The sequence below is a fragment of the Acinetobacter sp. genome, assembly GCF_050285345.1.
In the GTDB taxonomy this organism is placed as follows: Bacteria; Pseudomonadota; Gammaproteobacteria; order Pseudomonadales; family Moraxellaceae; genus Acinetobacter.
This window is the reverse complement of record NZ_JBLZXR010000118.1, coordinates 24,568-36,955: the sequence shown is the minus strand read 5'-3', so window position 1 is coordinate 36,955 and position 12,388 is coordinate 24,568. Positions and strand designations below refer to the sequence as shown.

15 protein-coding genes are annotated in these 12,388 nt (G+C 39.2%); 5 read left to right on the top strand and 10 right to left on the bottom strand.

What is annotated here, in order from left to right; translation table 11 throughout:
- Window positions 1–104 precede the first annotated feature (104 nt).
- Window positions 105–422 carry an NGG1p interacting factor NIF3 gene (locus ACN6OV_RS10620; RefSeq protein ID WP_427952767.1) on the top strand — a complete coding sequence of 106 codons (318 nt, stop codon included), beginning with the start codon at window positions 105–107 and terminating at the stop codon, window positions 420–422.
- Between the two features lie 133 nt (window positions 423–555).
- Here ACN6OV_RS10620 and ACN6OV_RS10615 read toward each other — a convergent pair whose 3' ends face one another.
- Both ACN6OV_RS10615 and ACN6OV_RS10610 read right to left on the bottom strand, forming a co-directional pair.
- A complete protein-coding gene (locus ACN6OV_RS10615) occupies window positions 556–1,317 on the bottom strand; it encodes a nitroreductase family protein (protein WP_427952765.1) in 762 nt (253 codons plus the stop codon).
- Window positions 1,318–1,420: 103 nt separating this feature from the next.
- Window positions 1,421–2,221, bottom strand: a complete 801-nt coding sequence (locus ACN6OV_RS10610) for an enoyl-CoA hydratase-related protein (RefSeq protein WP_427952763.1) — start codon at window positions 2,219–2,221, stop codon at window positions 1,421–1,423.
- A gap of 105 nt (window positions 2,222–2,326) precedes the next feature.
- On the opposite strand from ACN6OV_RS10610, the gene ACN6OV_RS10605 reads away from it, so the two are divergent.
- The gene (locus ACN6OV_RS10605) at window positions 2,327–2,896 is read left to right on the top strand and encodes a nicotinate-nicotinamide nucleotide adenylyltransferase (protein WP_427952761.1); all 570 of its coding nucleotides are present in this window, start codon (window positions 2,327–2,329) and stop codon (window positions 2,894–2,896) included.
- A gap of 77 nt (window positions 2,897–2,973) precedes the next feature.
- Window positions 2,974–3,540 carry a YceI family protein gene (locus ACN6OV_RS10600; protein WP_427952759.1) on the top strand — a complete coding sequence of 189 codons (567 nt, stop codon included), beginning with the start codon at window positions 2,974–2,976 and terminating at the stop codon, window positions 3,538–3,540.
- A 20-nt stretch (window positions 3,541–3,560) separates the two neighbouring features.
- On the opposite strand, the gene ACN6OV_RS10595 is transcribed toward ACN6OV_RS10600, so the two are convergent.
- Window positions 3,561–4,448: a LysR family transcriptional regulator ArgP gene (locus ACN6OV_RS10595; RefSeq protein ID WP_427952757.1), complete on the bottom strand. Its 888-nt coding sequence runs from the start codon at window positions 4,446–4,448 to the stop codon at window positions 3,561–3,563.
- A 181-nt stretch (window positions 4,449–4,629) separates the two neighbouring features.
- Between ACN6OV_RS10595 and ACN6OV_RS10590 the strand changes: the two genes are divergently transcribed.
- Window positions 4,630–5,229 (top strand): LysE/ArgO family amino acid transporter, encoded by a 600-nt coding sequence (locus tag ACN6OV_RS10590; RefSeq protein WP_427952755.1) that lies wholly within the window; start codon window positions 4,630–4,632, stop codon window positions 5,227–5,229.
- A 63-nt stretch (window positions 5,230–5,292) separates the two neighbouring features.
- On the opposite strand, the gene ACN6OV_RS10585 is transcribed toward ACN6OV_RS10590, so the two are convergent.
- The 5 genes from ACN6OV_RS10585 to dapD all read right to left on the bottom strand — a co-directional run bounded on the left by ACN6OV_RS10585 (window position 5,293) and on the right by dapD (window position 8,863).
- Window positions 5,293–5,751 carry a peroxiredoxin gene (locus tag ACN6OV_RS10585; protein WP_427952753.1) on the bottom strand — a complete coding sequence of 153 codons (459 nt, stop codon included), beginning with the start codon at window positions 5,749–5,751 and terminating at the stop codon, window positions 5,293–5,295.
- A gap of 364 nt (window positions 5,752–6,115) precedes the next feature.
- Window positions 6,116–6,523 carry a hypothetical protein gene (locus ACN6OV_RS10580; protein ID WP_427952751.1) on the bottom strand — a complete coding sequence of 136 codons (408 nt, stop codon included), beginning with the start codon at window positions 6,521–6,523 and terminating at the stop codon, window positions 6,116–6,118.
- A gap of 13 nt (window positions 6,524–6,536) precedes the next feature.
- A complete protein-coding gene (queC, locus tag ACN6OV_RS10575) occupies window positions 6,537–7,208 on the bottom strand; it encodes a 7-cyano-7-deazaguanine synthase QueC (protein WP_427952773.1) in 672 nt (223 codons plus the stop codon).
- A 28-nt stretch (window positions 7,209–7,236) separates the two neighbouring features.
- On the bottom strand, window positions 7,237–7,947 hold the full coding sequence (queE, locus tag ACN6OV_RS10570) for a 7-carboxy-7-deazaguanine synthase QueE (protein WP_427952749.1): 711 nt from the start codon (window positions 7,945–7,947) through the stop codon (window positions 7,237–7,239).
- 94 nt (window positions 7,948–8,041) lie between these two features.
- The gene (gene dapD, locus ACN6OV_RS10565; RefSeq protein WP_427952747.1) at window positions 8,042–8,863 is read right to left on the bottom strand and encodes a 2,3,4,5-tetrahydropyridine-2,6-dicarboxylate N-succinyltransferase; all 822 of its coding nucleotides are present in this window, start codon (window positions 8,861–8,863) and stop codon (window positions 8,042–8,044) included.
- 374 nt (window positions 8,864–9,237) lie between these two features.
- Between dapD and carO the strand changes: the two genes are divergently transcribed.
- Entirely contained in the window at window positions 9,238–9,951 is a 714-nt protein-coding gene (gene carO / locus ACN6OV_RS10560; RefSeq protein ID WP_427952745.1) for an ornithine uptake porin CarO, read from the top strand.
- Window positions 9,952–10,029: 78 nt separating this feature from the next.
- Here carO and ACN6OV_RS10555 read toward each other — a convergent pair whose 3' ends face one another.
- Complete coding sequence (locus ACN6OV_RS10555; protein ID WP_427952743.1) at window positions 10,030–11,253, bottom strand: outer membrane protein transport protein; 1,224 nt, start codon at window positions 11,251–11,253, stop codon at window positions 10,030–10,032.
- 164 nt (window positions 11,254–11,417) lie between these two features.
- Window positions 11,418–12,341, bottom strand: coding sequence for a CysB family HTH-type transcriptional regulator (locus tag ACN6OV_RS10550; protein ID WP_427952741.1), 924 nt, complete (start codon window positions 12,339–12,341; stop codon window positions 11,418–11,420).
- Window positions 12,342–12,388 lie beyond the last annotated feature (47 nt).

Sequence of the window (12,388 nt, the reverse complement as noted above, 5' to 3'; positions counted from 1 at the left end):
CAGTCGTTTTAAATTCTCAATTAGGTAATCCTCCTTTACAGTTGGAAAACTTAATTAAAAGTTGAGATTGGCGTATTAGATAAATTTTCCATATATCAAATACAATGCTCAAACTCATCTACTACGTTCCCGACTCACATCTTGAATCTACCAAACTTGCCATATTTGAAGCAGGTGCAGGTGGGATAGGCAATTATGAACATTGCGCTTGGCAAGTACTTGGCACGGGGCAGTTTAAACCCGTCAAAGGTGCTAATCCATTTATTGGAGAGCTAGATGCTTTGGAGCATATTCCAGAATGGCGGGTAGAAACCATCGTACCTGAAGAAAAGGCACGTACCGTGGCGAGAGCGTTAAAGACGAGTCATCCTTATGAAGAGCCTGCATTTGAGTTTATTCAAATGCTCAATATTGAATTTTAAGTTATTGCTCAATCGCAAATGGATACCAAAATTTAACTATCATCGCGTAGACGTAGTCTTACTTTTCATGGGCGACATCCTTGTCTCCATCTGTGTATCAAAATGTGGTGTAACTTGGCTGGATAAGCAAAAATTAAACCTTCTGAATAAACAGCTCGCGGTCGAAACGATACTGTGGAAAGAACACGCCATCCGCAGCACGTTCACCCGCACCAATCACCATCACTGGATATTGCTGAGCATTTAACCCTAAAATTTGACGTACTAACGGCTCATCAAAACCTTCCATCATACAGCTGTCAAAACCATAAGCACGTAAAGCTAAAACTAAGTTTTCACAGGCTAAAGCTGTGGTTTTGCTTGCCCAAAGTTTCGCATCCGCTTCATTAAAGGCTGTTACAGGCAATTGCTTATCAAAGCTACGTGCAACTTTAAAAGCGACTTTCTTAAAGTTACCCAGTGCATTGAAGTAACCGGTTTTATAGTTATAAGGAATGAACTTGTAATACTTCTGCACGGCAGCAGGCGCTTCAGGAAATGGAAATTCGGAAATATTACGTTTTGCCATTTCATCCACGCGATCGGTGCGTGCGACACAGACGATCAATTCAGATGCTGTTTTTGCTGCTAATTGACCTAAGCAGGCTTTCACCAGTTGTTTCTTTTTACTTGGGTTTTGAACCACATAAAAAGTCCAAGGCTGTAAATTTGATGAATTTGGCGCAAGCAGTGCCAAATCTAAACATTCATCAAGTACATCACTTGGAATCGGAGTTTTGGTAAATTTACGTACAGAACGGCGGCTTTGAACGACTTTTTTAAAATTTTCGATATCAATGCCTTCAGGCGCAGGTTCAAAATAACGTTTCTTTTCAGCTTTTACTTGTTTAGTCATGGTGATAAATCCGATGATGATTTTTAAATTTTAATGGGGATCAAATATGAAAAAACCACTTAACTTGAATAGCTAAGTGGTTTTCAGCTCAATAAAAATAAACTTAGTTAAATTGAGAAAAATCAGGTTTACGTTTTTGCATAAAGGCCGCAACTGCTTCCATCATTTCTGGTGAACCCACGCGATCCATAAAGATCTCTGCTTCATGGTCAATCCATGCCACGATTTCATTTACATTGTGTTTCATCAATGCTTTAGACTGAACCAGTGATGCCAAAGGCAATGCAGATAATTGCGCAGCTTTCTTCGCGGCTGCAGCATAGACATCTTCTTCAATGCTATTTACCAGATTTGCAGAAACCGCAGTTGCACTGTCAAATTTCTGCGCAGTTAAAAGCAATTCAGCTGCTTTGTGATAGCCAGCTTGTTCTACCAAGAGTTTGCTTGAAGCACCTTCAGGTGAAAGGCCAAGGCTGACAAATGGAATTTGGAATAGCGCGGTATTGTCGCTATAGACCAAATCACAGTGCAAAAGAATCGTTACCCCAATACCAATCGCAACACCACGTACCGCAGCAATTAGTGGTTTAGAAAATTTCGCTGCAGATTTGAGTAAAATAAATGGAGCACCTTCAGAAGCAGGGGCTTGCCCTTTTTGTGCAGCAGATTTCATAAAATCTTGCATGTCATTGCCTGCTGTAAAGTCAGCATCTTCACCACGTAAAATCACAGCACGGACAGCACTGTCTTGGTCGGCTTCATCCAGCGCTTTGGCAATCCACAAATAGAGTTCGCTGTAGAGTGCATTTTTTGCCTGTGGGCGGTGAATGGCTAAAGTCAGTACGCCATTGTCTAAATTCGCATTCAAATGTTCATGAGGTTGTTGAATACAGCTCAGTGTCATCGTACTATCCTTGCTTTAAAGTTCGTTTTGATTTTATGCCCGACATTATGTCGCATATTTTGGTGTGTGGCACAACTGTTCAGTTCATAAAAAGTTTGATTTGATATGAAATATACATTCGATTATTTAGTGTTCATTGGTCGCTTTCAGCCTTTTCATCTGGCACATTTGCAAACGATAAAAATTGCACTAGAACAAAGTCAAAATGTGGTTTTGGCATTGGGTTCGGCACAATTTGAACGCAATATTAAAAATCCTTTTCTTGCGACTGAACGTGAACAAATGATTCTGTTGAATTTTTCAGCAATCGATCAACAGCGCATTAAATTTGTCCATGTGATTGATGTCTATAATGATGAAAAATGGCAAAAGTTAGTGAAGTCTTTGGTGGCAGAAATTGTGGAAGAGGGCGCCAAAGTCGGTCTGATTGGGCATTTTAAAGATGATTCCTCTTACTATTTAAAATTTTTCCCTGAGTGGGAAATGGTGGAGCTGGACAGTCTTGTCGGTTCAATATCGGCAACGCCAGTACGAGAAGCCTATTATCGTGGCGACATTCAATTGGACGCTTTTCCACAAGGCACCATCGATTTTTTGCGTACATTTCAACACACTGACATTTATAAACAACTTCAACACAAATTTATGACTCAGGATAAAACTAACCTGAATTAAAAACCGTTAATATTCAAGAAAACACAGCTAAGAATTTGGCCTGTGCAATGGATGGTTAATCGTTTCAGGAGAAGTTTATGTTACAGCGTCGGACTCATTTCGCTCATGTTTTAACTGTGATGGTGTTTGCCGCTGCACCACAGTTAAATGCAGCTGAATGGACGCTTACGCCTTCAACGCAGGTGACTTTTGGGATTAAGTCGGTGGGGCTATCCATTGTTGAAGGTAAATTTAATAAAGTCCAATCTGAACTTAAATTTGATCCTGAAATTCCACAAAAGGGCACCACAGAACTGGTTTTGGATGTAGACAGTTTAAGTTTGAGTAATCCGAGTTTAAAAGGGTTGATTCTCAGCAGTGAGTTTTTTGATGCTGAAGAATTTAAACAGGTTAGATTTACCAGTAAGCAAATTAAACCGATTGCCTATGCGCGTTATCAAATTACTGGCGACTTAACCATACGCGGTGTGACCAAACCGGTCAGCTTTGACACGATGATGAATCCCAATATAAACAATCCAAGGTTGATGGATATTCAGTCGAATACCACGATTAACCGCAGTGATTTTGGTATGCGTAAAGCATTGGGTGGTGTTGGTGAACAAGTGAATATTCAGTTAAAAGGACAATGGAAAGTCAATTAAGTTGGAATGATAAATTGGTCTTAACCCATATGATCTTTTGCATATTGCTTCAGCAACGTGGTTAATTTTTCCAATTGATGCGATTGCTGCTTCCAATGATGCCAATATAAAGGTATTTCGATGCCCAGTTCAGTTGAAACTTCTAACAGTGTTTCTGTATTTAAAAACATTTTATTTTGAAAATCAGGTAACCATCCATAACCTAAGCCCATGGTGATAGCATCGACAAAAGCAGTAGATGAGGGAATAAAGTGATGTGGGTATTGTGAAGGATTTAGGCCAAATTTTTTCGAAATAGTATGTGCATGCATTTGGTCTTTTTCATTAAAAATGATTGCGGGTGCGGATCGTAGAGCATCTCTGGTCACGCCTTGGCTAAACCATTGCTTTGTAAACTCTGGTGTTGCAACAAAGCGATAGTACATAGTTCCCAAATACTCCGCGATACAGCCTTTCATTGGTTGTGACTCAGTGGTGACACAGGCGTTGACTAGGCCTGTTTCAAGTAAATGATGCGTTTGCGATTGATCATCGACCTGAAAATGGATCAGGATTTTTTCTTCAAGTAAGACATCTTTGAGCAATGGCAGCAACCATGTGGCTAATGAATCGGCATTGGTCGCAATATTAATTTGATAAAAAGAATTCGCTGTTTTTCCGGTTAAATTTTGCATGAAGTTATGTTCAAGCAATTTACTGTGTTGCAAATAATGTAATAAGGATTGACCAGCTTGGGTTGTACGACAGGGTCGCTCACGAATAATTAAAACATGACCTAAATTTTTTTCTAAAGTTTGCAGTCTTAAGGTCACGGCAGATGGCGTAATATTTAAGCGAATAGCTGCTTGTTCAAAACTACCTGTCTCTGCAATGGCTAGAAATGCTTCACTATGTTTGCTTTGCAACATACTCAATCCTAACTTTAAATATGCCTCATTTTCACTTTCTAAGTAAAAAAAGCATATCTGGGAGTAAACTTAAAATAAGAAAAACTTAGTTATCTTTAAATTTATTTAGAAATACTTATTTTTAGCAATAAACTCAGATAATAGCAATATTCATTTAAAGCTTTGAAAGTGTGATCAAAAAATGTTGCAAAGTTACATGCAGGGTTTAGCGGTGGGGTTTAGTTTAATTATTGCGATTGGTGCGCAAAATGCGTTTATTCTCAAGCAAGGACTTAAAAAGCAGTATGTTTTTTGGCTCTGTACGATTTGCGCAGCATCTGACTCAATTCTTATTTTATTGGGGGTATTTGGATTTTCCCAATTAGTTGAAAGTCATCCTGAAATTGTCAATGGAGCAAAATATTTGGGAGCAACTTTTTTATTGATCTATGGTGCGCAGCATTTTATTCAAGCCTTTAAAACATCGGCAAGCTTATTACCGAGTGAAAATAATGAAACTCAACTCTTTAAAATGCTTTGCATTTGTTTGGCTTTAACATGGTTAAATCCGCATGTCTACTTAGATACCGTGGTACTGATGGGTTCTATTTCGACAAAGTTTGAATCGACCGCACTTTATTTTGCGAGTGGCGCAATTACTGCTTCTTGGGTATTTTTCTTTGCTCTAGGTTTTGGTGCACGTTTCTTATTACCGATTTTTCAAAACACAACGGCATGGAAAATTCTAGACTTTATCATTGCTCTTGTCATGTGGGGAATTGCGATATCGTTACTCGTTTAAATTGCTCAATAATAAAGATAAGACCTGCGCCTGATGATAAAAAAGGGCAGGTCTTACTAAGCATTAAACAGCTTGCAATGCTTTTAAATCTTCCAGCACTTGTTCAGCATGTCCCGCAGCTTTCACTTTACGGTATTCTTTGACTAATGTACCGTTATGGAAAATGAAGGTTGAGCGTTCAATACCCATGACCTTTTTGCCATACATATTTTTTTCTTTAATCACATCAAAGTGATTGCACAAAACTTCTTCTTTATCACTGATGAGATTAATTGTCAGATTTTGCTTTTCGGTAAAGTTTTGGTGCGCTTTTACCGAATCGCGAGAAATACCAATAATCGTGCTGTTCAATGCGTCAAATTGATCTTTCAGGCATGAAAAGCCTATCGCTTGTGTGGTACAGCCCGGAGTTGAATCTTTCGGGTAAAAATACACAATCAACCATTCGCTGTTCAGCTCAGCAAGATTAATTTCGCCTGTAGTGGTTGGGAAAGTTTGATTGAGTAAAGTCATATCGGACATGGAGCTTCCTTTTCAATATTTACTGATGTTCTAATTTAAGTGGTAAAAAAGCATAATCACCATGATACAGAATTTCACCTTTGCTAACAGGAATTGAATTTTTAAATAATGCTCCATTTAGCATAGGTATATGAAATTCAGTATTTTCATTACACAGGTCAATTTCACGATTGATGAAGGCGTGGATAGGGTCCTGTATCAAAACTTATCCCAAACTCTTCACTGTTATGCCAAGCATTAAATTCATTCATAAGCGGTAATGAATTTTTCTCTTTGTTGGTGGTTTTCCATATGTGGTGTGCATAATTCCTATGCTTTAGCGCATAAAAAAGCCTGCATGTGCAGGCTTTTTGCTTTAAAAGACTTATTTTTTCGCTTGAGCAGATTTCATCGCTTCTTCAGTGAGGTTTTTTAATTTACCTGTTAACTGAGGGCCGAAACATGCTTGTAAGTCTTTATTTTGTTTTTGAACAAAAGCGAGTGTTGCAGGGCTTTTCTTCTGGTTAATTGTGCTTTGGATTTCCCATTTTTGAGCATTGGTTAAACGACCATCTGCTTCAACAGCACAAGAACAGTATTTACTAACTTCAGCAGCAGTTAGTTTTTTACCTTTACCAGTTTCTTCTTTACAAACATTAATTAACGCAGATTTTACGTTAGTGCTCTTATAGGCTTGTTGAAGCTTGTCGTTGTCAGCGTGTGCAACAGAAGCAAACAACGCAGCTGCAGAGAATGCAGCAGAAAGAATAATGTTTGATTTTAAATTTTTCATAAACCCTACCTTGTTATTTCGGTATGTAACGTGTCGGATCTTCAACACCCGCATCTGCAAAACCTTGTTTACGCAGACGGCAGCTATCGCATTTACCGCAAGCACGACCTTGGTCATCTGCCTGATAGCAAGACACCGTTTGACTGTAGTCTACGCCATGTTCTATGCCTAAGCGAATAATATTTGCTTTAGATAAATGTAACAAAGGCGTCTCAAATTTAAGCGGTTTTCCTTCTATACCGACTTTGGTTGCAAGGCGAGCCATGTTGGCAAAAGCCTCAATAAACGCAGGGCGGCAGTCTGGATAACCTGAATAATCAACCGCATTAATCCCAATCACAATCGCTTGGGCATCAAAAACTTCGGCCGCAGCTAGGGCATAAGACAAGAAAATGGTGTTACGTGCTGGAACATAAGTTACAGGAATACCATCTTGTTCATGATCTGGCACTTCAATACTATGGTCGGTTAATGCAGAACCACCTAAGTTACCTAAATCAATATTAATGACACGATGTTCGATACCCGCTTGCTGAGTTAATGCACGAGCAGCATCTAACTCTGTGGTCGAACGTTGACCATACATAAAACTTAAAGCGATACATTCATATCGCGCTTGAGCCCAAGCTAAACATGTAGTTGAGTCTAAGCCACCAGACAATAAAACTATGGCACGAGGGCACATATGCATTACTCCAATATATCTTTAAAACTTAACGACCAGTTTCATCGTTCCAAAGCAATTTATGTAACTGCAATTGGAAACGAACAAGGAGATGGTCTTCTAAAATCCATTGAGCTAAATCACGTGCAAGTTGTGGTAAACGTACAGCACCTTTTTCAACGGCAAAAGCAGGAGAGAACCAGATGGTGCTGACTTTTTTACTTAATTGATATTCAACAACTTGCTGTTTAGCCCATTCATAATCTTCGCGATTACAAATAACAAATTTAATTTGATCGTGTTGAGTCAAATACTCGAAGTTACTCAATAAATTTCGTGCAACTTCACCCGAAGTCGGGGTTTTTAAATCAAGTACTTTTGAAACACGTGGATCGACCTTAGATACATCTAAAGCACCACTGGTTTCTAGTGAAATTTCACAGCCTAAATCGGCAAGGCGCGTCATTAAGGGTAGTGCGTTCGGTTGAGCAAGCGGCTCACCACCCGTCACGCAAATATACGGTGTTTTAAAATCAAGGGTGGTCTGAATAATTTCTTCTAATGATTTGCGCTCGCCACCTTCAAAGGAATAGGTCGTGTCGCAATAAGTACAACGCAATGGACAGCCTGTGAGGCGAATAAATACGGTTGGTAAACCCGCAGCATTTGCTTCACCTTGCAATGAATAAAAAATCTCCGTGATACGTAAACCCGCAGACGGATCAGAAACAGGAATAGCGGAAGAACGAAGCGTACTCATAACAAAATTAACCACATATAGAAAAACAAAAATCTCTACGATCATTTCTGACCGTAGAGACGAGGAGCACGAATGCCCCGTATAAATTTAAAACTTAGTCTTCGCGCAATAAGTCGTTCAGACTGGTTTTAGCACGTGTTTTAGCATCCACTTTCTTCACGATGATTGCAGCATAAAGGCTGTAAGTACCACATTTAGAAGGGAGGCTGCCAGAAACAACCACAGAACCCGTAGGTACACGGCCGTAGTGAATTTCGCCAGTTTCACGGTCATAAATCTTTGTCGATTGACCAATGAACACGCCCATCGAAATGACAGAACCTTCTTCAACTATAACACCTTCAACAATCTCAGAACGTGCACCGATGAAGCAGTTATCTTCAATGATGGTTGGGTTGGCTTGAAGCGGCTCAAGAACACCACCAATACCGACACCACCAGATAGGTGTACATTTTTACCGATTTGAGCACATGAACCAACCGTTGCCCATGTATCGACCATTGTACCTTCATCAACATAAGCGCCGATGTTGACATATGACGGCATTAATACAACATTTTTTGCCTGGAAAGAACCTTTACGTGCAACCGCAGGAGGAACAACACGCACGCCAGCAGCTTTAAACTGTGCTTCAGTCCAATCACCAAACTTAGTCTCAACTTTGTCGTAGAAGCGAAGATCACATGCTTCCATTGGTTTGTTGTCATTGAGCTTGAATGATAACAATACTGCTTTCTTAATCCATTGGTGAACAATCCATTCACCATCAATTTTTTCAGCAACACGTAATGAACCATTATCAAGACCAGCAATAACTTCTTCAACAGCTTGACGGATTTCAGCAGAGCAGTCTGCTGCTGTGAAATTCGCTCGGTCTTCAAACGCTTGTTCAATGATTGTTGAAAGCTGAGACATGTTCTTCTATCCAGAAAAAAATTTTCCAAAGATTTTACACTAAAAATCACTCAAAACTGATGAAAAAACAGCGCGGGATTGGAATTAATTGTGAAACATTTACAAAAAGTACCAATTAGCTAAAACAGAGATAAACGATGAGTCTAAAAATGAGAAAGGAAACACATAAAACTGACAATTTATAATCAGTCATTGATTATGATCCATCTACAAAAAGTAAAAAATCATTATGAATCAATGTTGAAATCAAATTGTATCAAAAGTTAACAAAAAGTCAGTAATTTTGCATAAAACTTGGGCCAAGTTTCCTTTTAACATGGTCATATAACAAGACTGTAGAAATTTTAAGAACAGTTTACTTTGAGGAGAAGCACATGAAATCATTACATTTATTTACAGTTGCCACGATACTTGCTGCATGTGCAGGTACCGCAATGGCAGATACATCTGTTGTTCATGATGGATATGCGTTTGATCAAAACCAACTGATCCCGACCGGTGCTCGTTTAGAAGTGGGTACAACTGGTTATGGTGGTGCTTTACTTTGGACGGCTAACCCGTATGTTGGTCTTGCACTCGGCTATAACGGTGGTGATATTTCATGGTCTGATGATTTATCTGTAGATGGCGTAAAATACGACATGGATATGGATAATAGTGTTGCATATTTAAATGCTGAAATCCGTCCTTGGGGCGCAAGCACAAGCCGTTGGGCTCAAGGTGTATATGTTGCTGCAGGTGTTGGCTATATCGATACTGAATATGGTCTGAAATCAACTGCGGGACGTGGTGAGATTGAAATCGATGGTCAAGAAACTTCATTTGATCGTTTAAATGCTAAAGTGTCTTATGATAATGACATTGCCCCATATCTAGGTTTAGGTTTTGCACCTAAACTAAACAAAAACTGGGGAGTATTTGGTGAAGTCGGTGCTTACTACACTGGTAACCCAACTGCAAAACTAACATCTGTCGGTGGTACAGATGCTGACCGTGAGTTACTTACAGATCACCAACGTAATATTGAACAAGATGACAAATATGAATGGCTTCCAGTGGGTAAAGTTGGTGTCAGCTACCATTGGTAATTCATCGATTTAAATCGACTTAAAAAAACGAGCTTCGGCTCGTTTCTTTGTTTGGAGCGATATTAAACTTAAGAGCGATTAGAAGCGATGACCAATTTTTACGCCATAAACCCATGCATCGTTGTCAGCCACGGAAGATAATCCTGAAATTTGGGTTGTGTGGGATGTAGCTTCAATTTGTGGTTTTTTAAATTTGAGGTAGTACATGCCAGATGCAATAAATGTTGAAGGATTGAGGTTATACATGCCACCTAAACCAATGCCTTGATAACCATCACTAGGGTTAAGCGTGGAAGCAGGATTACCTGAACCCTGATCCCAGATATATTCTAAGCCAGTGATAAGTGTAGGATTAAGCTGATGAGCAAATCCAAATTTTCCAGACCATTGGTCTTTTTTATAGTCAATCAAATTAAGATGGGCCAATTCACGATATTGTGGATCCCTTGCAGCATAATCAAGTACCACCTCTAATTGCGGTGGTTGAATAATAAAATCTTGCCAATTCACCCAACGCACACTGCCATAGACTAAATTACGGGCACTAATACCTGTTTGAAACTCAAAATTGACAGACTGTGGTGTTTCAATGCGGGTATCTGTATCCGGCGTCAGGATAAATGGGCCATTTGAATATAAGGTTGATTCACTGGTCTGGTTTTTATGTTTGATTTTGGAACGATAGGTGAGGCTGGTTTTTAATGCATATTGTGGCAATTGATAACTTAGTCCGATTAACCAACCAAGCGCATCATCATTTTTAAATTTTGCATGATAGCCATTTAAAGCTTGGTATTGTTGGCCTGTGATTTCCAAATTTCCTTTGAAAGATTGCAGGCTTAATCCACTATAAAAATTCCATTGAGTATTGGGCTGAAAGCCAATTAACCCAGTCAAACTATGACTTTCAAAATTGATGTCTGCTGCTTCAATGTTGATTGTTGAGCCATCGGGTAGCGCAGGACTATATTGATAGCTGATATCTGTTTGATAGGGTTGTTCGTAAATAAGACCTGTTGAAATTTTGCTATGAGGCTGAAGTTTAAGTGCAAATTTTCCTGAAAATTCACGTTGTGCTAGGTTTCCGGTAGAGAAGTTTTGAACCCCTAATTCACTGATAATTTCTTTGAATTGCACATCGCCTTTGATATTGGTATCAATAATTGCCAAGTCCAGCTCGGCATAATTATTCGGTTCAAGAAAAGCTGAAATACTTTGATCGGATCGCTCAAGGCTTGCAGCATGTAGGGTTGGTATTGGGCAGACCATATATGCTGCCATAATGAGATATTGAGTTTTCATAATATTCTGGCATGTCTTTGTTTAGTGAAGAAATTATCATTTTTTCTTATATAGGTTACAGTGTATGTAAGAATTGAGAAAAAACCAACAAAGCATGAAAGGTGGAGTATTTTTTGATAAAAAAGAGGACACTTAAGTCCTCAAATTTTAAAAATATTTTTATTTTAACCTTCAGGATATGCAACTTTTTTTAGTGCTTTGATATCTGCCTCAGGTGAGCAAAGTGAAATAAACTCATAACCATAGCCGCGTAGTAAGTGACCTTTACGTACCGCAATCCAAGTTGTATTCACTCCAAAAATATCGGTTGGAATTTGTTTGAGTCGAAAGTCACGTTCTGGGTCATAGGCCACGTCATTGACAATGCCCACGCCCATATTAAGCTCAACATAGGTTTTGATTACGTCGGCATCCAGTGCGGACATCACGATATCCACATCCAAGCCTGCATCTTCAAAGGCTCTATCAATTTTTGAACGACCTGTAAAACCGCCGTGGTAGGTGATGATTGGGTAGTGGGATAAATCCTCAATATTGATATCTGCTTTTTGCGTTAATGGGTGGTTTTGTGGGGTAATAATGCTGTGTTGCCAGTTGTAGTAAGGCACGCTGGCAAGGTTATCTTCTGTGGTTAAAGATTCAGTTGCAATCCCAATATCGGCTTCACCTTGAAGTAGCATTTCGGTAATTTCAACAGGACTGGCTTGTTGTAAAATTAAATGAACTTTCGGAAACTCTTTTTTAAACTGGTTCACAATTGGCGGTAGAACATAACGTGCTTGCGTGTGTGTTGTAGCAATGGTTAAGGTGCCTTCATCCACTTTGTTAAAGTCATCTGCAAGGCGTTTAATATTGTCCGCGTCCACCAACATGCGCTCGACAATGCCCAATAAAGATTGGCCGGGTTCTGTTAAACCCAAAAGGCGTTTACCTTTACGAATAAACAACTGTACGCCCAGTTCATCTTCTAGGTCTTTAATATGCTTACTCACACCTGATTGTGAGGTGTACAGTGCTGCTGATGCTTCAGTTAAATTAAAATTCTGACGAACAGTTTCTCGAATAATTCTGAGTTGTTGAAAATTCATAATCTTTTACCTTAAAAGAGGATGGGGCTTTTTTGCCCCATCTTTTC